The sequence below is a fragment of the Streptomyces violascens genome (genome assembly GCF_014649955.1).
GTDB classification, from domain to species: domain Bacteria; phylum Actinomycetota; class Actinomycetes; order Streptomycetales; family Streptomycetaceae; genus Streptomyces; species Streptomyces violascens.
This window is the reverse complement of record NZ_BMUA01000055.1, coordinates 1-20,975: the sequence shown is the minus strand read 5'-3', so window position 1 is coordinate 20,975 and position 20,975 is coordinate 1. Positions and strand designations below refer to the sequence as shown.

At 69.2% G+C, this 20,975-nt stretch carries 26 protein-coding genes and 2 pseudogenes; 12 read left to right on the top strand and 16 right to left on the bottom strand.

Annotated features, from left to right (window positions below; all coding sequences use genetic code 11):
• Nucleotides 1-122 precede the first annotated feature (122 nt).
• Nucleotides 123-308 carry a DUF6381 family protein gene (locus tag IE206_RS41400; RefSeq protein WP_189971831.1) on the top strand — a complete coding sequence of 62 codons (186 nt, stop codon included), beginning with the start codon at nucleotides 123-125 and terminating at the stop codon, nucleotides 306-308.
• Nucleotides 309-764: 456 nt separating this feature from the next.
• Here IE206_RS41400 and IE206_RS41395 read toward each other — a convergent pair whose 3' ends face one another.
• On the bottom strand, nucleotides 765-1,568 hold the full coding sequence (locus IE206_RS41395) for a SigB/SigF/SigG family RNA polymerase sigma factor (protein ID WP_189971829.1): 804 nt from the start codon (nucleotides 1,566-1,568) through the stop codon (nucleotides 765-767).
• A 1,059-nt stretch (nucleotides 1,569-2,627) separates the two neighbouring features.
• Between IE206_RS41395 and IE206_RS41390 the strand changes: the two genes are divergently transcribed.
• Complete coding sequence (locus IE206_RS41390; protein WP_189971827.1) at nucleotides 2,628-2,780, top strand: hypothetical protein; 153 nt, start codon at nucleotides 2,628-2,630, stop codon at nucleotides 2,778-2,780.
• 270 nt (nucleotides 2,781-3,050) lie between these two features.
• Complete coding sequence (locus tag IE206_RS41385; protein WP_189971825.1) at nucleotides 3,051-3,326, top strand: isoamylase early set domain-containing protein; 276 nt, start codon at nucleotides 3,051-3,053, stop codon at nucleotides 3,324-3,326.
• Nucleotides 3,327-3,888: 562 nt separating this feature from the next.
• On the opposite strand, the gene IE206_RS43055 is transcribed toward IE206_RS41385, so the two are convergent.
• Both IE206_RS43055 and IE206_RS41380 read right to left on the bottom strand, forming a co-directional pair.
• The gene (locus IE206_RS43055) at nucleotides 3,889-4,092 is read right to left on the bottom strand and encodes a hypothetical protein (RefSeq protein ID WP_226599112.1); all 204 of its coding nucleotides are present in this window, start codon (nucleotides 4,090-4,092) and stop codon (nucleotides 3,889-3,891) included.
• Nucleotides 4,093-4,102: 10 nt separating this feature from the next.
• The gene (locus IE206_RS41380) at nucleotides 4,103-4,936 is read right to left on the bottom strand and encodes a hypothetical protein (RefSeq protein WP_226599111.1); all 834 of its coding nucleotides are present in this window, start codon (nucleotides 4,934-4,936) and stop codon (nucleotides 4,103-4,105) included.
• Nucleotides 4,937-5,640: 704 nt separating this feature from the next.
• Between IE206_RS41380 and IE206_RS41375 the strand changes: the two genes are divergently transcribed.
• Both IE206_RS41375 and IE206_RS41370 read left to right on the top strand, forming a co-directional pair.
• On the top strand, nucleotides 5,641-5,937 hold the full coding sequence (locus IE206_RS41375) for an SH3 domain-containing protein (protein ID WP_189971823.1): 297 nt from the start codon (nucleotides 5,641-5,643) through the stop codon (nucleotides 5,935-5,937).
• 340 nt (nucleotides 5,938-6,277) lie between these two features.
• The gene (locus tag IE206_RS41370) at nucleotides 6,278-6,427 is read left to right on the top strand and encodes a hypothetical protein (protein WP_189971821.1); all 150 of its coding nucleotides are present in this window, start codon (nucleotides 6,278-6,280) and stop codon (nucleotides 6,425-6,427) included.
• 205 nt (nucleotides 6,428-6,632) lie between these two features.
• Here the strand turns inward: IE206_RS41370 and IE206_RS41365 are convergent, their stop codons facing one another.
• From IE206_RS41365 to IE206_RS41350, 3 genes are all read right to left on the bottom strand, one after another.
• Nucleotides 6,633-6,923: a hypothetical protein gene (locus IE206_RS41365; protein WP_189971819.1), complete on the bottom strand. Its 291-nt coding sequence runs from the start codon at nucleotides 6,921-6,923 to the stop codon at nucleotides 6,633-6,635.
• Nucleotides 6,924-7,545: 622 nt separating this feature from the next.
• On the bottom strand, nucleotides 7,546-8,391 hold the full coding sequence (locus IE206_RS41355; protein WP_189971817.1) for a class I SAM-dependent methyltransferase: 846 nt from the start codon (nucleotides 8,389-8,391) through the stop codon (nucleotides 7,546-7,548).
• 223 nt (nucleotides 8,392-8,614) lie between these two features.
• Complete coding sequence (locus IE206_RS41350; protein WP_189971815.1) at nucleotides 8,615-8,797, bottom strand: hypothetical protein; 183 nt, start codon at nucleotides 8,795-8,797, stop codon at nucleotides 8,615-8,617.
• A 427-nt stretch (nucleotides 8,798-9,224) separates the two neighbouring features.
• Here IE206_RS41350 and IE206_RS41345 point away from each other — a divergent pair, with 427 nt between their 5' ends.
• Both IE206_RS41345 and IE206_RS41340 read left to right on the top strand, forming a co-directional pair.
• Nucleotides 9,225-9,890 (top strand): hypothetical protein, encoded by a 666-nt coding sequence (locus IE206_RS41345; protein WP_189971813.1) that lies wholly within the window; start codon nucleotides 9,225-9,227, stop codon nucleotides 9,888-9,890.
• Nucleotides 9,891-10,154: 264 nt separating this feature from the next.
• A complete protein-coding gene (locus tag IE206_RS41340; RefSeq protein ID WP_189971811.1) occupies nucleotides 10,155-10,499 on the top strand; it encodes a hypothetical protein in 345 nt (114 codons plus the stop codon).
• A gap of 672 nt (nucleotides 10,500-11,171) precedes the next feature.
• Here the strand turns inward: IE206_RS41340 and IE206_RS41335 are convergent.
• Nucleotides 11,172-11,567: pseudogene (locus tag IE206_RS41335) on the bottom strand (nucleotidyl transferase AbiEii/AbiGii toxin family protein); the annotation flags it as partial.
• A 254-nt stretch (nucleotides 11,568-11,821) separates the two neighbouring features.
• Between IE206_RS41335 and IE206_RS41330 the strand changes: the two are divergent.
• Nucleotides 11,822-12,160: a hypothetical protein gene (locus IE206_RS41330; protein ID WP_189971809.1), complete on the top strand. Its 339-nt coding sequence runs from the start codon at nucleotides 11,822-11,824 to the stop codon at nucleotides 12,158-12,160.
• A 371-nt stretch (nucleotides 12,161-12,531) separates the two neighbouring features.
• Here the strand turns inward: IE206_RS41330 and IE206_RS41325 are convergent, their stop codons facing one another.
• Nucleotides 12,532-13,203 (bottom strand): hypothetical protein, encoded by a 672-nt coding sequence (locus IE206_RS41325; RefSeq protein ID WP_189971807.1) that lies wholly within the window; start codon nucleotides 13,201-13,203, stop codon nucleotides 12,532-12,534.
• 384 nt (nucleotides 13,204-13,587) lie between these two features.
• Here IE206_RS41325 and IE206_RS41320 point away from each other — a divergent pair, with 384 nt between their 5' ends.
• Complete coding sequence (locus tag IE206_RS41320) at nucleotides 13,588-14,043, top strand: lamin tail domain-containing protein (RefSeq protein WP_189971805.1); 456 nt, start codon at nucleotides 13,588-13,590, stop codon at nucleotides 14,041-14,043.
• A 432-nt stretch (nucleotides 14,044-14,475) separates the two neighbouring features.
• On the opposite strand, the gene IE206_RS41315 is transcribed toward IE206_RS41320, so the two are convergent.
• Nucleotides 14,476-15,348: an alpha/beta fold hydrolase gene (locus tag IE206_RS41315; RefSeq protein WP_189971803.1), complete on the bottom strand. Its 873-nt coding sequence runs from the start codon at nucleotides 15,346-15,348 to the stop codon at nucleotides 14,476-14,478.
• A 124-nt stretch (nucleotides 15,349-15,472) separates the two neighbouring features.
• Between IE206_RS41315 and IE206_RS41310 the strand changes: the two genes are divergently transcribed.
• Nucleotides 15,473-15,892 carry a MarR family transcriptional regulator gene (locus IE206_RS41310; protein ID WP_189971836.1) on the top strand — a complete coding sequence of 140 codons (420 nt, stop codon included), beginning with the start codon at nucleotides 15,473-15,475 and terminating at the stop codon, nucleotides 15,890-15,892.
• Nucleotides 15,893-16,376: 484 nt separating this feature from the next.
• Here the strand turns inward: IE206_RS41310 and IE206_RS41300 are convergent, their stop codons facing one another.
• From IE206_RS41300 to IE206_RS41280, 6 genes are all read right to left on the bottom strand, one after another.
• Nucleotides 16,377-16,835, bottom strand: coding sequence for a hypothetical protein (locus tag IE206_RS41300; protein WP_189971801.1), 459 nt, complete (start codon nucleotides 16,833-16,835; stop codon nucleotides 16,377-16,379).
• Nucleotides 16,836-16,934: 99 nt separating this feature from the next.
• Nucleotides 16,935-17,066: a hypothetical protein gene (locus IE206_RS43365; RefSeq protein ID WP_264198480.1), complete on the bottom strand. Its 132-nt coding sequence runs from the start codon at nucleotides 17,064-17,066 to the stop codon at nucleotides 16,935-16,937.
• Nucleotides 17,067-17,525: 459 nt separating this feature from the next.
• Nucleotides 17,526-17,669 carry a hypothetical protein gene (locus IE206_RS41295; RefSeq protein WP_189971799.1) on the bottom strand — a complete coding sequence of 48 codons (144 nt, stop codon included), beginning with the start codon at nucleotides 17,667-17,669 and terminating at the stop codon, nucleotides 17,526-17,528.
• A 127-nt stretch (nucleotides 17,670-17,796) separates the two neighbouring features.
• The gene (locus IE206_RS41290) at nucleotides 17,797-18,342 is read right to left on the bottom strand and encodes a DUF6233 domain-containing protein (RefSeq protein ID WP_189971797.1); all 546 of its coding nucleotides are present in this window, start codon (nucleotides 18,340-18,342) and stop codon (nucleotides 17,797-17,799) included.
• A gap of 45 nt (nucleotides 18,343-18,387) precedes the next feature.
• Nucleotides 18,388-18,573, bottom strand: coding sequence for a hypothetical protein (locus tag IE206_RS41285; RefSeq protein WP_189971795.1), 186 nt, complete (start codon nucleotides 18,571-18,573; stop codon nucleotides 18,388-18,390).
• Nucleotides 18,570-18,809, bottom strand: a complete 240-nt coding sequence (locus IE206_RS41280) for a DUF8825 domain-containing protein (RefSeq protein ID WP_189971793.1) — start codon at nucleotides 18,807-18,809, stop codon at nucleotides 18,570-18,572. The genes IE206_RS41285 and IE206_RS41280 overlap by 4 nt, the downstream gene beginning before the upstream one ends.
• A 231-nt stretch (nucleotides 18,810-19,040) precedes the next feature.
• On the opposite strand from IE206_RS41280, the gene IE206_RS43050 reads away from it, so the two are divergent.
• Both IE206_RS43050 and ku read left to right on the top strand, forming a co-directional pair.
• Nucleotides 19,041-19,472 (top strand): hypothetical protein, encoded by a 432-nt coding sequence (locus IE206_RS43050; RefSeq protein ID WP_226599110.1) that lies wholly within the window; start codon nucleotides 19,041-19,043, stop codon nucleotides 19,470-19,472.
• A gap of 429 nt (nucleotides 19,473-19,901) precedes the next feature.
• A pseudogene (ku, locus tag IE206_RS43045) lies at nucleotides 19,902-20,351 on the top strand (non-homologous end joining protein Ku); the annotation flags it as partial.
• 401 nt (nucleotides 20,352-20,752) lie between these two features.
• Here ku and IE206_RS41265 read toward each other — a convergent pair.
• A partial coding sequence (locus IE206_RS41265; RefSeq protein ID WP_189971791.1) for a hypothetical protein occupies nucleotides 20,753-20,975 on the bottom strand: 223 nt, incomplete at its 5' end.

The window sequence follows — 20,975 nt, the reverse complement described above, 5'->3', positions numbered from 1 at the left end:
TCACACCACGCCCACCCCCAACTCTCTTGACACCCCAACGACATGGGGTGTCTGTCACGCCGACTCTCGCTCCCTGCGTTCCCCAGTTGGTTCACACCGTGAACCAACTGCGACGAAGAGCAGTGGAAGAGGAATACCGCGCCCGTGCCCGCGACTTGCGGGCCAGGGCGGGGGAGTGGAGGGCGGCGGCCCGGCAGGCCACGGACCCGGACCAGCGACAGCGCCTGCTGGACACGGCCCGCCGGGTCCAGGAAGAGAGCGAGCAGACAAGGCGCAGGGCCGACCAGTACGCCGCCAGCCCTGCCTGACCGTTGCTCGGGCCGCCACGGCCAGAGCGGTCGGGGCGGGTGGCGGCCCCGCGCCCGCCTGGTGTCCGGCCGGGCGGGCCCGTGCCGTCACATCTTCGCTGTGAACCCGCGCCAGGGCGTGCTCTGCCCGGCGGGTCGTGGTGGAAGGGCAACCAGGCCGGGCCGGGCAGGGGCACGGCTTCGACGTCGCCCGTGCCTTGCCCGACCTCACTGTCGGCGAGGTCCTCGAAGCCAATGCGGCCGACTGACCCACCACGCCGCCGGGCCGCGCGCGCCCGTGCCTGCGACGGTTCCCCAGGGTGGAGTTGGCTGAGGCGGCCGCGCTGCGAGGAGGTTCAGCGCGGCCGCCTCAGCGTGCCCCATCGCCCCCACGGGGCACGCCGGTAAAGGAGGGTCTCCCGTCGGGCCGGCTCCAAACCCCTGCCCGTCGTCTGGCCTTGGTGTGTTGGGCTGGGTTCAGGCCGCGTCGCGGTGTTCGGCGAGGGCTTGTTCGCGTATCCGTGTGCAGGTGCGGGTGATGAGGCGGGAGACGTGCATCTGGGAGATGCCGAGTTCGGTAGCGATCTGGTTTTGGGTCTTGTCCTGGAAGAACCGCATGTAGAGGATCTTCGACTCGCGCTCCGGGAGGGCTCGCAGGGCGGGTTTGACGGCTTCGCGGTCGACGACGGTGTCGAAGCCGGGCTCGCTGGTGCCGAGGCTGTCGGCCAGCGACGCCCCCTCCCCGTCGCCGTCACCACTGGCGGTCTCGGCGTCCAGGGAGAGGCTCTTGAACGACTGGAGGGCTTCCAGCCCGTCGCGGACATCGCCTTGCTCGAGTCCGGCCTGGGCGGCGAGTTCGGCGACGGTCGGCTCGCCCGGCTGCGCGGCCCGCAGCTCATTGCGCGCGATCCGGACCTTGTTCCGGGCTTCCTGAACCCGGCGCGGGACATGCACGGACCACAGCGCATCCCGGAAGTGCCTTTTGAGCTCGCCGTTGATGGTGGGGATGGCGTAGGACTCGAAGGCGCCGCGGGCCACCTCGTAGCGGTCGACGGCTTTGACCAGGCCCATCGCTGCGACCTGGCGGAGGTCGTCGAGTTCGGCGCCGCGGTTGCGGTACTTGCCGGCCAGGCGCTGCGACATCGGCAGCCACTGCGCCACGAGGGCGTCGCGCAGCGCGGCGTGCTCGGGGCCCTGGTCGAGGCTGTTGAGCCGGGCGAAGGCGGCTGACGTGTCGGGGGCGTCGTCGTGGTTCCGTCGGCTGCTGCGGGTGGTGGGCATAGCGGAAGGCTCCTGCACATCGGTGGGCTGAGTGACGCCGCCGAACCTTCGTGTACGCAGGGCGAGTCCGGAGGGGAACGCGCCCGGGACATGGGGGTCTGGCGGGCGTGCCTCCGGTCCGAAGCACGAGGTGCGCCTGCCCCCACCCCGTCACCGCAAACGGTCACCACCGTTCCGGCCGGACGTTCAGGTGGCGGGGTTCGGGCATCCGGAGCAGGGCGGGGCTGGACATGACGGTGGAGTACGGCGGGTGCTGCTGGCCACTCACTCGAGCGGCGGCCGGGCAGGCTCCTGCGGCCGTGAGCCCATGTGCATGGGCACGAGCCCGGTTTCGGCCCGTACCCGGAGCATGCCGGTCTCCGTAGAGACCTGTATGTGGCGGTGGTTGAGGTCCTGGTCCCGACTGTCAGCTGGAGCTTCACGGCGGTGGCCGGCTGCGGGTGATCTGCCGGACCGGCTGAGCTGGGCGGTCGTACCAGGCGTGTCCGGTACCTCGTGGCTGTGGTGTGTGGTGTTGTCCCGGCCGCCGGGGTGAAGGCAGCCCGCCCGGGAGAGAGGGTTGCGTGACGGTGGCCGGGACGACGTGGACCGGGGTGCATGCCGCGCGGCCAAACAGCCCAACGGCCTCCCCGTACCCACGGTTACGCGGTGTGGGCCGCGCGGGAGCCGGGTGGATGTGTGGGGTGCGGCCGCCGCCGGGGATGGCGGCGGCGCGCGCGGCTGGGTACCTCCGTCGCGTAAGGGCGTTCGTCGCCGCGGCACGGGAAGGGGCCCGCCTGCACGGACGCCGACAGCCAGGTCCCGCCGCAGTGGCTCGCGCATCAGATCACCTGCGCCGAGGGCGGCTGGGACGTCGTGGTGGGCACTGTGTCTGTCACGCACTGGCCACCGCGCACACCGGAACTCGCCGACCGCCGCCTTAGCCTCTATCACGCAGGCCGACCGTCCCCTGGCCGACACTCCTGGCGGCACCCGCACGTTCACGGAGCCAACCTCGGTGTCAGAGCCTCTGCCTACCTCAGCGTCGGCGGCTTCCCGCCGCTGGTGGTCGGGGAGGACGTGGCGCTCGTACAGGCGCTGGAACGCCACGGACACCGCATCCTGCCGACCGACACCTGCCCGGTGGAGACCTCCAGCAGACTCCACCCCGAGCCGCAGGCGGCTTCGGCGACCACCTCGCCCGGCTCGCCGCCCTGGAAAGAGCCGCGTTGACACCCCCCGCACTTCCGGCATCGGTCCCGTCCAGGCCGCCCGGTTCACGCCTCGCCTTGCCGCCTGGCTCCAGTCTGTCGACGTGAGGGCCAGACGGCCGGCTTCGCCGGCCACCCATCTCGCGGCCCTTCCGCAAGCAGGCTCGACCAGGAAGAAGTCGGTAGTGCCGCAAGGGTGAAGGCAGGCCGGTATGGCCGAGTCCGGCTGGCCCGGCTTCGCCATCGGCCCGAGGATGAGCGGGCCCATCCCGTACCTCTTCAGGAGCCCGTCATGCTGGAGCGCAAGCAGCTCAAAGACCAGGAGCAGGTCACTTTCGTCCTGCCGGCCGAGACTCCGCCCGGACCGGTCAGCGTGGTGGGTGATTTCAACGACTGGCAGCCCGGCACCCACACCTTTGAGCCCCGTGACGACGGCATGCGGGCGGTCACGGTCGCCCTTCCCGCAAAGAGCAGGCACTCCTTCCGCTACCTGGCCGCCGGCGACTACTGGTTCGACGAGGACCACGCGGACGACCACGACGGAACCAACAGCCGCCTGCACACCTGAGCCGGCCACGCCATCAGGCCAAGGAAACGTCTCTATTCCCGTCGGCCGCCCGGGACGGGCTGTGCCACTCCTGGGCGGATCGGCCGTGCCGGCAGTACCCCAGCGCGGGGCTGAGGTCGCCGTCAGCCCCCGGCTGCCGGGCTCCCAGCCACGTTGGCCGCCCAACCAGGGGGGGGAGGGCGAAGGCAGGGCCATCGGGCGCACGAGACTGCAGCTCGTGCTGACCGGGTCACTGCAGGACGAGCTGGAAGTGCTGTTCGCCTTCACCCGCACGACCGGTCTGTTCGCCTTCGACGTAACCGCGGCTCTGCGTACCTAGCGCGCCCGTTTGTTCGCGGTTCAGGGTGACTTCGGCTCCCGTGGCGTCGCTGGGCCGTCGGCCCGCTCCATGACACCGAAGGTCCGGGGTTGGCTGCCCCGGGACCTTCGTGCTCTACCACTTCTTCCCTTGACGCAGGTACAACGCCCGGGTCCGTCCGTGGTCACCGTGCCGGTTGTGAGGGGGCGCCGGGGAGGACGTTCGGCATCGGGCTAGGCGGCTACAACTGTTGGAGCGGGGGCATCACCCGTAGTTGCGCAGTTCGGGCCACATGTCGCCCCAGGGGCGGCGGGGGCCCGTGCAGATGTAGACGTGGCCGCCCGATTCGACGTTGTGCACGCCGTAGGGGTTGGAGAGGGTGGCAGCGACGCGGACGTGCTGGAAGTACCTTTGCAGGTGGGCGGCGTAGTCGGGGGCGTGGTCGGGACCGGGGGCGACGGCCACCACGGTCGTGGCGTCAGGGTTGCCGGGGCCCCCACCACCAGTCGGTGTTGTGGGCGCTCACTGCGGTGGGCAGCCCGGTACCGCGGCCGAGTTCGTTGATGGCGCCGGCCTCGCCGTAGTCGGCCGTGAAGATCACCGCGTTGGCGCGCTGCTCGGCCGGGAGTCCGGTCCATACTTGCCCCACGGTGTCCACCAGTTGGGGCCAGCCCAGGGATTCCCCGGAGTTCGTGTTGATGCCGTAGGTCCATGCCGCGCTGGAGGGCGGCAGTATGGGCAGCACGATCACGGTGAGCATCGCAGTCGAGACGGCGGTTGCGGCCGTCAAGCCGCGTAGCCGGTCCGGGCGGGAGCGCAGCCATCCGTCGAGTCCCACCGCTCCGGCTGCCAGCAGGCACACGTACAAGCCGCCCAGGTAGTACACCTGCGCGCCGGTCGTCACGGCGAACAGCACGAACAGTACGGCGTACGCGGTCACAAGACACCGCCACAGCGGCCGGCCGGATCGCCACAGGAACCGCAGGCCCGCTACCCACAGCACCGTCATCACCAGGCCGGACATGCCGAGCTGCCCCACGATCCAGGTGGGGATGTTCCCCGGGCCTCCGTTCTTCCCGTTCAGCGCCCGCGTCATCTCGAACATCGCCCAGCCGTGCCGCGCCTGCCACCACAGGTCGGGCAGCACGAGCAGGACCGCTGTCGCGGCTCCCGCCAGCAGCCGGCGGTCTGCCACGGTCCGCCGGGCCGGCCCGATCAGAACGGCGGCCAGCAGGACGACCCCGAAAATAGCCGCGGTGATCAGATGGGCAGCGGCGCGTGTGGCAGGAGGCGTCGTGTGGAGCGCGGTCATGGCGGGACGGGGCGGGGGAGGTGGGGGTAGCGGGTCAGGAGCCGGGGTGTCTCGGAGTTCGCGAAGATGCGGCTGCCCCAGACATCCCATGAGGCCGTCTCCGGTTCCGCGGCCGTACACGTGGAGCAGTTGCACGGCCGCGGCGATCCACCGCGGTGCCCGGCGACTCCGAGCACGGTGAGGCGTGGGCCGCGGTTCGGGCTGCGGCCCGGGGCCAGCCGTACGTGGTGAGGGACGTCGCGGGCGATCAGGAAGGCGCAGGGGGAGCTGGCTGAGCACCATGGAGTGCAGGCGGTGCAGCCCTCTGAGCGCCCCTCCGTGCGAACACAACGCCAGGGGAGCGGGGTTGGTGTCGTCTTAGCGACCGCACACCATGTCGCCTGCGAGACGACACGTGTGCTCCTCGCCGACCGGGCCGGGTCGGCACTCCGTTTCCCGCGTCACCAGCAGTCACCATGCCGCGCCTTCGGCGGTGATGAACTGGCCGGTCGGCGCCCGGGAGAGCCGCTCAACCTCAAGGCCGAGCGGGATCGTGATCCTGCACTCTGTGTAGTGAGGAAGGGAACACCCGGTCAGCTTGACGCGACCATGCCGCGTTCCGTTGAATTTGCTCGCGTTCCCAACACAAATCCATTCCCGGGGACGCTGGAATTTTTGAACGGGGAAACGTTTTGCGTGTACGCCGAGCAGTAGGCGCCCTCTCGTTGACGGTTGCTCTGGCAGGCTCCGGCCTGGTCGCTGCCGCCGGTACGTCGCAGGCTGCCGATGGGCGCTGCTACATCACCGCGTCGTCGGCCAACCTGCGCTCCAAGGCCACCGTCAACTCGACGGCGCTGGGCGTGGTCTACAAGAACAACACGTGCTCCAAGACCGATCTGGCTTGGAACTCCAGTCTCACCTGGGTCAAGGTCAAGATGACCTCGGGGAACGCCAAGGGCAAGACGGGCTGGATCAGGGCCGACCTGGTGCACACGCCGACTGTCGACATGAACCTGGACTAGCCTCGCGCTTCCATGAGGGCCCGTCAGTTTGCTGACGGGCCCTTTGTGCTGGAGGCCGGGGGGTGTTCGCGGTCCGGGCAGGCTGGTGGCCCGGCTGTCGTACCGGGTTCCACCCGGACGGCGCGTTGAGGTCTGCGGACGGCAGCTACGGGGCGCAGGTCCAGCCCCCGCTCACCGCCGTCGATCGACAGCAGGAACGAACTTCTGTTCCAATGGCCCGCCCTGCAGGAGCCGCCCCCTGCGGAAGCGACCCGCCTGCCGGGCAGCTGTCCACAGCGGCCTGCGTGCACGCAGCGGTGCGCCACTGCCTGCGGGCTCACACCACGCGAAGTGGCCGCTCGTGCTCCTCGCGCACGCTCTCACGGCGGCCAGGATCGGCCGCCGCCTCGGCATCACCACGTGCAACGCCAACAAGCGCATCGAGAACATCTACCGAAAGCTCGGCACCGCCACCGCAGGGCCCAAGGGGTCTGCGGGAGGCGAGAGTTGATGTCCATGGTGTCTTCGCACACGAAGTCACTGGGACGCTCACCGCCCGTGGTCACCGCGAATGTCGCAAACCTCCGAGAACGTACTCACGCTGAGCGTCGGCGAACAGCCTCCAACTGCCCCGACGGGACATTCAGGAGGGAACAGTCCGCGCGGCCCAACGGGATGGGTCCAGGGGCGCGCCCCCGGACCTCGTACCGGTGTGGTCAGTACTTGATGCCGTACTGCTTGCAGCGCATTTCGACGTGGCTGCCCATCACCCTGTTCGGGTTGAGCGCGTTGATGGCGAACGTGCCCGCTCGGGCTTCGCCGTTGTTGTCCCAGCTGAGCCGGTAGTCGATGCTCTTACAGACGTTGAAGCTGTTGGGGATCATGTTTGCGGTGGCCGTCACCGTCACGTTGGAGATGCTGTCGTCGTAGACCATCTTCTTGACGAGGCTTTCCAGGACGAGGTGGAAGCCGTTCGCAGTGTCCAGACCAGCGGCCAGATTGCCCACCTATCTGGGCTGCGTGCCGTCCCTGCCTCCCATGGTGAAGGCGCCCTCGGGCAGGCGAAGCCGACCTGATCGTCGCCAAACACCGCCACGGTCCACCCGCCACCTGCACGGTTGCCTTCCAAGGCCGCTACGCACGCTTCGTGGACATGGCTCAGCTCTGACCGCCAGCGATGTAGGTTCGCCTTTCGCCTGTCACTTTCTCGTTCTCCGTGGCCCGTGTCCGGCCCAAGGGACATTCGGCTGGGACGAACAGTCGTCTGATCGTTCGCTCGTGCCGGTGCTGATCCTGCCCGGCCTATCCAGCTGTATCCAACCAGCGCGACTGTGAAGGCGTCCGGTGGTAACGCGAACTCGCACCCTGTCAGGACTGGTTGGGGGTGTTCATGGCACACGCGTGGTCGGTGAAGTCTCCGTTCGCCTTCGTACGGCCGATGGCGAGGTCACCGGGAGCGAGCCGTGACTGTCGTCCGAGCAGATCGATTCGGCGCCTCGCTGCCCTGGCGTACGTTCCGGTGGAGGACGGGCCAGAAGCACTACTCGGGTACGTGCTGGTCTTCCTCTGCCGTACCTTCACCGCCTGGCTCTCGAAGAGGGGGAAGTTGCCGGACGTGGCTGCGTTCGCTCAGGTGACCCGCGCGGCGACCAGAGTCTCGAAGGTATAGGGCCGCAGCCCATCGGTACGGCCGGCGAAGTACCGCTGCTGGAGGTCTGCACGTGCGGGATGGTCCACGACCTTTAGCCCGCACCGGCTGATCAGCCTCTCGATCTCGATTACCGGCCAGCCGGGCTGAAGAGCCTCGCCGGCAGAAGCCGCAATCGGCGTGTAGATCCGGGCGAATTCCGTCCCCACGTCGTCCAGCACACAGTCCTCGGCCCGGTAGGAGAACACCACCTCAGACCCGGGAGCAGCCGCCGCGATCGTGCGCAACGTCGATTCGATCGCATGTGCCGTCAGATAGGGAGCGACACCCGTCCAGCAGAACATCGCCGGCTGCGCCCAGTCGAACCCGGCCGCGCCCAGAACGTCCTGAACCGGTTCGGCCTCGAAATCAACCGGCACGAACACCTGCGAGTCGCTGAGCGGCAGGCCGAGCACCCTGACCCGCTCGAGCTTCCAGGCCTGGGAAGCAGGATGATCAACCTCGAACACCGTCAGCGAGCCGAGCAGATCCGGCTGCCGCCACGCGAACGAGTCAAGCCCCGCACCAAGAATCACGTACTGCGTGAAGGCGCCAGCAGCCAGCCGGTCCTCGGCGTACCGGCTGCGCGTGCAGACAGCCGTGCGGGACTCGCGACGGACTGGGTCGGGGAACAGCGGATCGAACCGGTCTCGCAGCTCCCGCCATACCGGGCCGACAAGCACCAGAGCCAGCACATCATCCAGTACCCACGGCGACGCCGTCTCCAGGCGAAACAATCCACGCGACACGGCCGCAAACATCGCCGTCCTGCTCGGCGCGCTCTCCATGCATTCCTCCTCGCCGGCCAGAACCCACGCGCGCCCACTCTGCGCACTTCACAGGATGCGCCTGAAGCGCCCTGACGGCCACAGCCAGATCGCCTGCCGCCACGATCTGCTCGCCATCGGGACCCTCCAAAACGGCCGGGCACACGACTGGCAGCCGCATTCTGGCGGAGGCGACGGAGCCTGGCCCCCCGGGCCCGGCCGAGGGGCCGGGCCCGGGCCAGGGTTAGCGACGGGGGCGTCCCGCAAGCCACCAGGCCAATACTCCGCCGGGGACAGCGATGGCGGCAAAGGTGAGCAGTGAGGTGCCCAGCGCGCCGCTGTCGGCACGTAGTTGGGCGTTGATGAGCATGCCGAGGAAGAAGACGGTGATCGCGGTCAGCATCCCGATGACGGCCGGACGCTTCATCGAGTTGGCTCCCTGGTTCACTTGATGCACTTCCCTCCGGCGGCCCTGCCCGTGTAGGTGAACCGCATCTCGACCTTCTTGCACTTGCTGAGGTTGTCGCTGCCGAGGCTGGCTATGTAGGAGTAGACACCGGCAGCGACAGCGCCCCCGATGCCGCCGGTGATGACTCCGATGATGCCCGCGGCGGTCGCCGAGGTGCCGAACAGGATGGCGCGGGCCTGGCTCTGGCTGAGCGTGACGTACAGGTACCAGCCGAAGCTGACCCCGCGCTTCTGGATCCGCCCGTCACCGGCGGGCGGCAGTTCGCCCCAGACGACCTGGACGACGTCGGAGTCCTTGAACGCCTCGACGGCTGCACCTGCGGGGTGGGCAGCCCGCGGTGCTCACGCCGTGGACGGTGGCCAGGTCCACCAGCAGCGACGTTGTCATGGAGCGCTTTGCCCGCGCCGGCCAGGAGGGGCAGGACGACCTGAGGCTGCTGTGCCGCGCCGCCCTCGGAATCGGCAACGGTGAACTAGAGGTCTGCTGCGACATGGTTTTCTGGCTGGACGACATGATCCTGCCCTGGGACTTCGTCCAGCAGTCCTTCATGGAGCTGGTCCCGGCCGTCGCCAACGTTCTGCTGCCGGAGGTGGTGTCCGCGGTCGTCGGGAAGGTGACGCTGCCGCCGCCCGTCGTAGAGATCCACCTGGCCACGCACCGCCCTGGAGAACAGGACCAGGCGATCGAGAACGTCGTCGACGTCACCACCCTCGGGGCCCGCGAGGCCCCCCGCCCCTTCTACAGCACCGGCGAGGTCCTGGACGAGACACTCACGAACGGCCACGACCGGGCCCCGGCGATTCTGGACGCCTTCACCGTCATGGCCATGGACTGGGGCCATCCGTCGCCAGTTTTCCTTGACCAGAACCATGACGTGGCGGTCCCCACAACTCGCCAACCCAGGGCGACATCCGGAAGGGCCCGTGACCGGCAACGCCGGAACCGGCGCTGCGCTCCTCTGGGTGACCTGGTTGCCTCGATCGGGGCACCGATGCGGCCAGGCGGCGGACCTAATGTCAGAGCCGGTTTCCAGCGTGCCCGTCATGACTGAACTGCTGTCGCTGTGCGACGCCCAAACCGCCCTGACTCCCATGGAGCGCCTGGTACTTGAGCAGCTCCCGGACCCCGCTCACGAGCTCGTCGATGATCCACAGTGCGAGCTGCAGGACTGCCATGCAGGCCCGCACGCAACCCTCGCCCAGGAGTCCGGAACAGACGACACCTGGTGGCTCCTTTGGGCTCCGGACGGGTCAAGCTTGCCGTCGGGGGCCAGGAACTGAAGCGCCGCCTGCACCGGTTCTCCTGCTGTGTGGCGGTGGCACCCGACGACCAGGACGAAGAGTGCCGGCTGCCTTCCACCCACCACGGGGCCCACAGCTTCGCCATGGAGTCGAGCGGGCCACGCACGCCCTCCGCCGCATCCCGCAAGAAGATCGCGGCCGCGCTACGCGAGGACATGGACGAAAACGAACGCGCCTACTACGACGAGATCGAGGCGCAGCTGACCGCCCAAGGCACTCCGCTGCCGCTGCTCACCGAGAACGAAGCCCTGGCGCTTGCGATGATGCTGTGCTTGTATGCCAGTTCCGACTGGCTGGTCGAGTCCATGGTTGAGCAGCTGGTGGAACGGATCGATGCGCGTTTGGAATCCGCCGCTTGACTGGTAGGGGCAGCGCGTCCCTCTCCGGGGCGGGGCGCGCAGGCTGGCGGCCCGGGGGAGTCAAGCCGTACGAAGGACATGGAGCAGTGGGCTGCATGTTCGAACAGGCAGCCCAGGAGATCCGCGACCAGCTTGCCGCCGAGATTGCGGCACACCGCAATGAGCCTGCGCAGGTATGAACAGCTGTGTCCCGGCCGCACGCCGCGGCCGGGACACAGGTGGTACGTGGGTGTTCAGCCCCAGATCGAGTCTGCAACAGACATGCGGGGCGAAATCCCACGGAGGAGGGCCCCGCGACGGAGCAAGTCATTTCGTGCCTCCGTGCCCCCGGGCGATGCGGCGTAACTCCAGGTGGTCCTGCGGAGTTGGCCAGACGCGGATGATCTTGACGGCCCGGTCCTGGGCGATTACGGCGACGAGCCGCGCCTGGAGCTGCTCACTCTGGTGAGGCGCGGGACGTGGTGAGGCTTCTGCAGGCTCTCGCGGACGGCACGACGGACCATGACGACGTGTACGAGGCGCGCCAGCTGGCGGGAGAGATCGCGTTCCGGATCCCGTCCGCCTAGCCTCTGGGCTTGGTGGCAGCGTTGCAGTTCAACGCCGTACTGCTGTGTCTCTCCTCGGCCGACGGGGGCGGGTACGGGAGTCGACCGCGCTGCTCGGTTCTTGGGCTCAGTGGTTACTCGCCGTCGAAGTCGAGTCTTCCTCGGAATGCAGGCGGGTGTCGAGGTTGGTCACCCACGCGACGGCCCAGGTGCGCAGGGCCTGGATCTGGTCGGGGCCCAGTCCGTAGGCGGCGAACTCCTCGTCCGCCAGCCAGTCCGCGCCGGCGAGGCGGTCGCGGAGGTCGGAGAGGCTGAACTCGAAGCGGGCGTGGCGTCGGCCGAGGGATTCCAGGTCGGCGGTGCTGCGGTGTTCGGCTGCGGCGTGGACGTCGATGAGGTCGCGGACCGCGCCGCGGTCGGCCAGGGCGCGGACCTTGGTGCCGATCACGTCGTCGAGGGCGAGGACGGGGCCGTGCTTGGTGGTGGGCGGTGCCCAGAACGTTTCCTTGAGGATGTCCGCCTTTCGCGCTGGGCGCAGGCGTGAGGAAGGGGCTTGCCAGTCGGCCGAGCTAGGGCCGTGTCTTAGCAGTGCCGTGTGCGGCTCGACCTATGCCGTGATGATCCGGGTGTGGGGCGAGATGATCTCTCCGATGAACAGTGGGCGGTGTGGGTGCGCGTAGCGCAGAGGGGCGCGCGCGTGTCTGCGTGCTTCTGCTCTCCTGTCCGTGGTGGTGATCCTGCTGGATGTGCCAAGGCGTCGTGGGGAACGTACCGATCATGACCATCACACGCATGCCGGCGACGCGTCTTGGCCGACTGGTCCTTGCCGCGGGTGCCTCGCTCGCCCTCTTCGCCGCGCTGCCCATGAGCAGCGCCCAGGCCGCCGTCGGCCACCTCTACTACGGATCGTCAACTGGGGAGAGTTTCCAGGTCGACGATCCGATCCTCGGGAAGTGCTACACCCTCTACAAGGCGACCAGCGCATCGAACCAGACCAACGCCACCGCCACCCTCTTCTACGACGCCAACTGCGAGAGGGGCTGGGGCAGTCTGCAACCCGGCGGGTACTCCAGCTACTTCGGCGCCGAGCTCTACAGCGTGAGGTTCGGCTCGTAGCCGACGTCTCGCGGCCGACACCTCGAGACTGCCGGTCTCCATCGGCTGGGAGCCCACCGCAGGGATGGCGCACAGCAGGCCGAGAGCCTTTGGTTCGTCGCTGAACCTGGCGGTCAAGCGAAGAAGTGCACGCAGACCCCGGGACCCGATCGCTGATTCTCGGGGTCTCCTGCTGCACGTGGGCAGCGGCGACAGGTGGCCAATTCGGTGTGAGGAGTGTCCTGGCACACGCACACGTGGACGTCGTGCAGTGTCAGGATGTACTCACGGCGGCCTCGGCATGCGTCGTAATCGGTCGCGGAGTCCCTGAACCGTCCTGGCTCAACTCCGGTACGCACGCGGCGAGGTCGCAAGCCGTTGCGTCGTATGGGCTAGCTGAGGCCGAGTTTGGCGAGTGCGTTGGGCCAGTCGGTGGCGATGGCGTTCTGGGCGGCCGCGAGCGAGGTCTTGCCGGAGCAGATGGCGGTGTGGAGCTTGGACTCGACTTGATCTTTTGGGTTGTTGGGGCCAGCGCCGGGCTTGTGGCCGGGGGAGGGCGGCTCGACCCACAGGTTGCGCGGGTCGTTGGGGTCGCCGCCGAGCTCGAGGGAGACCAGGTGGTCGTACTCGGCGTCGTGGGGACTGCCGGTGAGGCCGTAGGACTTGGCGTTCGCGGTCTTCTCCGGCCCTGTGATCGAGGCGGGTGGCCGGATGGTCGAGGTGTAGCCGGACTTGCAGATCGTCTCCTTGAGCGTCGCCGGGGTGACCTTCGGGTTCAGCGCGCCCGGCGTGCACTTCGCGTCCGGCAGGGGCTGACCGCCCGCGGTCCGGACATGGCACGACCCGGCCGGCGGCTGCGCCTGGACCGTGTATTTGGACTGCGGGCCCGGCCCCTCGGGCAGGGCCGCGGGTGCGCCCGCGGCGGGGGATTTCGTGCCTGCGGCGGGGCTCGACTGGGCGGGGGAGTGCTTGGCGTCCGAGGGCGACTTGGCACCGGAACAGGAGGTGGAGGCGGCGGCCACGGCGAGAACGGCGGCGGCGACAGCGAGACGGTGGTGATGCATGCGGGGCTCCCAAGGGCACGGCGACAGCCAGAAGCTACCGTCGCCCCGCCCCTGGGCATGCGGGCCTGACCAGGGATTTGCCCGAACAACACCCCCGCCTTGCCCTGCCATCCACGCCCGCCGCTTCAAGGCCCGCCTACCCCTGCTGCACGGGCAGCCCAGTCCAGGACAGGGGCGCGCAGACTTCACTTCACGCGGGGGCGTGTGCGCCATGATCGCTCGGGGTGTGTGAAGTTCCCCGTTTGGTCACGCAGGGGATTTCGGCGCTTCGACGGGATCGGCGGGGGTCATGGTGTGGGTGTCCGGCCGCACCAGTGCCGGTCATCCGCACCAACCGGCGCCCCAGACCCTCGTGTTGCGGGTGCCGTGAACGGGAGGCCCCCGATGTCTGCTCGCACCACCACCATCTCCCGCGTCGTCACCCTGGCCCTGGCCGCCGGTCTCGCCACCGCGACCGTGTCCGCCTCCGCCGCGGCCAAGCCTCCCGTCCGCCGCTCCCCGGTAGTCTTCGGGACCATCCAGTACGACAGCCCCGGACGCGACGACCGCTCCCAGCGCAGCCTGAATGCCGAATGGGTCACCGTCACCAACACCGGCCGCAGCGCGGTCAACCTGAAGGGCTGGACCCTCACCGACCGCTCCCACCACACCTACACCTTCCACAACCTGCGCCTGGCCGCCCACCAGTCGGTGCGCGTCCACACCGGCATCGGCCGCGACACCAGCCGTGACGTCTACCAGGGCCGCCGCGACTACGTCTGGAACAACAACGGCGACACCGCCACCCTGCGCGACAACCACGGCAACGTGATCGCCGCCCGCTCCTGGGGCCGCCACTGACCGCCGAGCCCCTGACGGCGGGGCCCGATACGCAGGCCGGCACCCCGGTAGAGGGTGCCGGCCTCCATGGTCTGTGCAGGCATGGCCTATGCAACGGGTGTTGATCACACCCCGCTGCGTATGTCGATGGATTCGCCGTCGCTGTCGTCTAGCAGGCTCGATCCGCTGCTCGCGTGGACTGCGAAGGGGGACGGATTCAGAAGGCGAGCGCCATGTGGTCGCTGAGCACGTAGTGGGTGGCGGTGAGGCCGTATCCGTGGCGTGAGCGAGTCGTCCCAGTACAGCTTGGGGGCGTGGTCGTAGCGGAACCGCGGCCTTCGACACGCCACCGCCAACCATGCACGAGCTCCTCAGGCCGTGGATCGGAAGTGCTATTGGCGGAGCTGAACGAGGGTTGATTTTCAGGGTGCGGTGTCCAGGGCGGGCTGAGACTCAGTCACCGGACCGTTCCAGGAAGTCGGAGAGGCTACGGTTCGCCCTGGGCGGGATGGCGTGCGGAAGCGCGTGATGTGACACATCCGGCAGCACGGCCGTTGTGACGCGTGGGAGCAGCGCCTCGGCGCGGGCGACCACCTTGGCGGGGTCGTGGGTCCTGCCGCTTCCGGCGAGGAGCAACAGGACCGGCAGGCCCAGGCCGCGCAGGGCGTCCGGTGCCGGGCGCGGTCCGGTTACGGGCCGGAGGGAGGGGAAACCGGCGGCCGCCTCTTGGAGGGCGAGCCAGTCGGGATCGAGGGAGGAGCCTGCGGTCTCCCACTCCAGGAAGGCGCGGACCCGGCGGGGTGTGTTCCGCAGCAGCATGGGCAGTGCGTGCAGCAGGTAGGCCGGGCTGAACCCGGTGAAGCACTGGGTCGGGTCCAGAAGGGCCAGGCGGCGTATCCGGTCGGGTGCGCGCAGGGCGTGATGCAGCGCGATCCAGGCGCCGTACGAGTGTCCGCCCAGGTCGGTCTCGGCCACTCCGAGGCCGTCGAGGAGCGCGTCCAGCCAGGCCGACAGGTCGGCGACCGTACAGGGGTGGCGGTCGCCGTCGGGAGTGCTGCGTCCGGGGGCGCCGATCAGGTCAACGGCGAACACCCGGTGGGTGCGGGACAGTTCGGCGGCCTGCGCATACCATGATGCGGAGGTTGCGCCCCCTCCGCCGGGCAGGAGGACGAGCGAGGGCTTGTCGGCCGGGCCGCACACGTTGACGTGTGTCGTGCCGAAGGGTGTGGGAATGGTCGCCGTCTCGCGAGTGGCGGGCCACTTCGTCATGACCTTGTCGTAAGCCATGAGGAAGTTGTCGGCGTCGTACGTATCGCGAGCGTTCATGAACGGCGACTCCTCTATTATCTCGCTCAGCAAGATACTTGTTGGGCGAGATGATACGTGGAGGTGGTCCGTGCCCGACCAGGAGGGTGAGGTACTCGTCGAACGAGCCGCGCCGGGGCCCGAGATGGAGATCGTCCACCTGCTGCGCGCGGTGGCCGTCGACTTGGGCAGGCACAGCACCCGGTTCGCACAGCGCAACGGCATGCACCCCACCGACGTTCGTGCGCTGATCGCCCTGATGGACGCCGCCCGCGCCGGTGAGGAGACCACAGCAGGGCACCTTGGCGCCGCTCTCGGGCTCAACTCGGCAGGAACCACAGCACTGGTCGACCGCCTGGAACGGGCCGGGCATGTGCGACGGGTGCGCGATGCGCGGGACCGCCGCAAGGTCACCATCGAAGTGGACGAGCGGGCGGTTGCCCTTGGCTGGTCCCACTTCGGACCTCTCATCGATCGGGCGGCGGACCTGCTGCGGGCATACGACGAGCGGGAACTGGCCGCAGTCAGGGGCTTTCTGACGGGGATGCTGAAGGCAGCGGTCTAAGGGCTTGCAGAAGAACAACATGCGGGCGAGCGGCTCCCTCACCTGCGAGGTCAAGTCGCAGATTCCACCAGTTAATTGTCTGCAAGCCCTAACGAGCTCGTGCATGGTTGGCGGTGGCGTGCGCAGGAACGAAGTGGAGCGGCTGATCGGAAAGTTGAAGATCAACCGGGCGGTTGCCACGAGGTTCGGCAAGCGGGCCTAGGTCTTCTACGGCACTGTAGTGAGTGCGAGCTCGCATCACACATCGCCATCGGCCTACAGACCCCTGCCGGCGAGAACCTGAGAACCTGCACGACGTCGTCCGTGCCGCCTTCCACGCGGTAGGCCCCGACGTCCGCCACGCCCTCGATGACGAACGGACGTTGGGCAGCCACCACGCTGCGCTGTGCCGCCGCCCTCGAACCGGCCCGCGTCGCCGACAGCGACGAAGGCCACCTCGTGGCCGCGCAGCTGCTCAATCTCTGCGTCGAGGTGGCGGCCGTGCCTACAGGCTGTGCCGTTCGTCGTACGCCGCCTGAGCCGTCCCCTCATCGGTGACGGCAGTAATCCGGTGGGCCACGGTGGGCACGAAGCCGCCGCCAGCCAGGAGGCCCAGGACGTCCTTCGAGCTGGCTCCCTCCCACCGGGGCACCGGTACCTCGCCGAGGTGGTCCAGCAGCACCTTCTGTGCCAGCCTCAGTACCTCGTTCTGGCGTCGGTTCGCCTCGGTGTCGTACTCGTCGAACAGCGTGCTGAGGGCGGTGACCACGTCGGCAGAGGGATGGTCGTTGGCGATACTGATCGGGGCGAGCAGATCGCGGGGGATGCGGTAGCGGACCGAGTCCTGGAGCAGGTTCAATGGCGGCTCGAGCGGCGCCCGGTGGACGAGTGAGCCGTCTGTGGCACTGTCCAGGCCTTCGGCGCGCACTGTCGCGTACAACGCGGCTGCCGCCAGCCCAGCCACCAACTCGTCTACCGGTAGCCCCAGTCCGTCCGGGGCTGTGGGGTGTTCTGCCCACCGGTCCGGGCGCTGGTTCCGGTGCCAGGCCACCAGGCCCAGACTTCACGCGCGGCAGGCGACGGCCACGTCATCAAAACGGATCCGCACCCCGTACGCCTCGGGATCCTCCACCATGGTCACCTCCATGATGTCGTCCACCGCGACCCGGACCTCAGCGACACCCGAGGGCTCCATGGCATCGTCGATGCGCACCGTGTAGGCGGCGGCCCGTCCCCGGCTGCCACGTCGCGCCGTTCGTCGTCCAGCAGCCACTGCGGTCGGACGACGACGGCCGGCAGGCCCTCGTGGGCACCGGCTATGAGGCGTTCCGGTGTCCCGTGTGCGATGCCGGGCCGCTCCACCTCCAGTGCCGCCATCACAGCCTGGACGGCCCAGTCGCCGCAGATGTCGGCGGCCGCGCCCGGGGCGCCGGCCCCGATACCCCGCGTCATTCCGTCCCACTGCAGGCGCCGGTCCTGGGCGCCCGGGGTCAGCGGGCTTCGGCCAACGTCCAGGTCAGCCACAGCCACTCCGCCACCATCGGATCGTCGACGGTCGCACGGTGGCAGGGTCGGTGTCCGTCGCATACACGAGCCGATCGCCCACCAGCTCGACCGCCAACTCCCGCACCGCTCGCGGACTCTGGGACAGATGTCAGAGAGCTGCACCGGCCGTCACCGCCTCCATCCCGCCCGGCGTCCGCTCGCCGAGCGCCTGCAGCGCGATCGCGAGCACTCCGCGCACCGCCCGCCAGTCCCAGCACGTCTCATCGGCGACCTGGTCCGCCCCGGCGAGCACCCCCGCCCGCGCGCACGCCTGCTCAGTTCACCACGCACCATCTCCCCTCCACGAAGTCCCCTTGCGCGGACGCGTTATCCGGCGAACGCCAGTCGTTTATGCCCCGCATCCGCGAGCCGAGCGCCCGTCAGTCGTCCTGGATGTGGTCGAACCCGCGAAGGAGCGGGTCGAGTTCGCCGGCGGCGGAGCAGAGTGTGCACAGCAGGGTCCCCGGCTTATCGGCCGTGTCCAGCGCCGTGTTGAGGGAGAGCGTCGGCACGTCCCGGGGCGCCTCGGTGCAGTCGGGTGCATGCAGGATGCCGCGGGCCGGGCCGGGCCGGGCCGGGCCGGGCCGGGCCGGGGCTGGGCTGGGCAGGCGCTGGAGGACCCAGCCTCTGGGCCGTCCGGGGTCGGAGACCGGCAGGGGCGGCGCCGAGGGTGGCAGCTTCCTGGCGGGCACGGAGTCGTACGAGGCGCCCTCCACCGGCCGTACGTGGGCGGGCGCTTCCACCCACGTGCGGTACACCACCGGTTCGACCAGACCGTTCTCGTTGGCGTGCCAGAGGGTCACCGCGACCAGGAAGAGCCAGTTGCCGGGCACCTGATGACGGGCGTGGAGGACGCCGTTCTGTGTTTGGCCGTCGGGCCAGATCACGGTGACGGGCGGTGGCTCGAAAGGGTCCTGTTCAGTCATGGGCACCACCCGGCACGGTCGGCCGCGTCCTGGCCGGGGCGGGGGCTAGCGCGCCGTCGGCTTCTTTCCGGCCGCCGCCTCGACCCGGGCCAGGCATGAGGGGCACAGAGGATTTCCGCCGGGCCCGTAGCGCTGGATGATCGCGGAGCAGATCGCGCAGTGTCCGCGCTGGTCGCTGGGAATGTCCCGAGCAGCGGCGGAGGGTCTTGCCGGTGTCTCAGGTGTGGTCATGCCGCACGTCTCTTCTCGTGCTGTTCGGCGGCGCGGGCCTGGCGGCGCAGCTCGGTGCGGTCCGCTGATGAGCGCCCGGCCGCGGCGCTCCAGTAGGGGTGACGGGCGATGCGCGAGGACAGCAGCTGCAGACGGCGGCGCAGCACGGTCCGGAACGGCTGGAGGGCGAGCGCATCGTAGGTGCGGGTCCACTCGCGCTGGGCCTGCACAAGGTCGGGAGGGAAGATTCGCGCCATGGCTTGATTAGAGCACGTGTTCGAATTCTGGTCCACGTCCAGACACGCCCCACCGGGCACCACGTGCGACTGTGTGCTTCAGGGGGCGGTCGATGAGCCGTCGAGTTTGCGCGGCTGAGCGTGCGAGTTGGCGGGAGCCGGGCGGCGGGGGCCGAAAGTTGCTCTGTCTACCGATCGCGATTGCTCGGTAGCGTTCCGCGCACAGATATCCGACCGGAAGGACTCGCAGTCATGAAGTCGGTCATGCACACCGTCCTGACTGCCGCGGTAGCGGTCGCGGCCCTCACTGTTGTCGTTCCCTCCGCCAGTGCCGCCAGTGCCGCCGGCGACAGAAGTGGCCAGGTGGCTACCGCGCGGTGCGGAGCGCCTTCCGTCGCGGTGGACGCGCGTGTGGCGGCGAACCCGAGTCAGATCAGCGCCGCCGCGTACAACCAGGCCCGGAGCATCCTGGCCAGGGCCGGCAGTGAGACCGCAGCCAAGTCCCATCCCGTCCACGGCACCGCATCCGTACCCGTCCGGTACGGAACCAGCCTCCTGGCCTGCTCGCGCGACGAGTTCCGGAGCAAAGACCGGAACGCCCCGATCAAGAGGTCGGGCATGACGCCCTACCACTACGTGGCCATTCACGACGCAGCACGGACGATGGGCATCGATCGCTGGTGACGCAGCCGGCAGCGCACCGGCCACGGCGCGGCCGGGCCGGTGCGCAGGGAACCTGCGTTCAGCCGATGCGGTATCGGTGTGCTCGCCCGGCTCGCGGATACCGGTGCCGGGGACGATGTGCCACGGAGTGTTCCATCCGCCGGCTCCTTGCACCGGCACGAATCCACACGATGTGAGCGGCTCATCGCTGACGACTACCTGCACGATCTCTTCCAGCCCACCGCCCGCGCGACCGCCGGTCTGGAGAAGGCGCTGGAGGCCGGCGGCCATTCGCGGCAGAGGGAAGCACTCGGCCCGGTCGGGGCGGGAGCGCAGCGGCCGGGGCTGGGGAGCTCCGCCTGCCCCGTGCGTCCCACCGACCTACGCTGGACCTCCGATCAGGGGGCTTTAGCGAGGTTTGTGATGCCTAGACCCGTTTGATCCGGAGCCATCAGCTTTGGGCTCGTCACGATCCCGATCAAGGTGCTGCCAGCGACCGAAAACCACACCATCGCCTTCCACCAGATCCACCTGGAGGACATGGGCCGGGTGCGCACCAAGAAGGTGTGCGAGATCGACGGGCAAGAGCTCGACCGGGACGACATCGGCAAGGGCTATGAACTTTCCAAGGACACGATCGTCCAGGTCACCGACGCAGAGCTCGATGCGATGCCGCTGCCCACGGCCAAGGCGATCGAGATCGTCGCGTTCGTGCCTGTCGACAGCATCGACCCGATCCGGGTGGGCGACGGCCACTACCTGGCCGCCGACGGACAGGTCGCAGCCCAGCCCTACACCTTGCTGCGCCAGGCCCTGGAGCGGTCTAGCAAGGTCGCCGTCGCGAAGTTCGCGTGGCACGACCGCGAGCGGCTGGGCCTGCGGAGGGTGGTGGAGCGGGCGCGGAGGCGAAGCCCCCTGACGGACGCGCTGGTGGAGGAGCTGTGCCAGGAGCCGACTCTGGGCCGACTGCGCGAGGCGCTGTCGGTGCCGGTGGCCGACCTCCTGCCCGAGCGTGAGCACAGCATCCCGAACGAACGCGAGGACACCGCACGGCGCTGGGCCAAGGTGCACGACGGCGTGGACGACGCGATGGATCTGGTCCTGGAGATCGCCGACGACGAGGACGCGGCCCACCCCCGGACCAAGGACGACGCCGTCGGCTGCCTGCTGACCGAGTACTGCCCGCCCGACTCCGGCCCGGTGTACCAGGGCGTCCTGGAGCCGCTGTTCCGGCTGGCGGAGGAAGTCCCGTTCGGCATCAGCCGGATCGTCGCGAAGGGCTGAGCCCGGGGCGCCGTGGCTCAGGCCGGCGGTGCCGCGCCGGGCAGATGCCCGGCGAAGTCCCACCACTGCTGGATGGTCCACACGGCGACGCTGGAGCGGTCGGTGGACATCCGCAGCCACACCTCCTCGCCACCGGGCATGAGCGCCACCTCCCGGTGCGGCTCGTCCCAGGTGCCCATCGGGTACATCCACTCGATGCCGTCGGGCCAGGTCCGCATCGCCACCGTACGCACGCTCAAC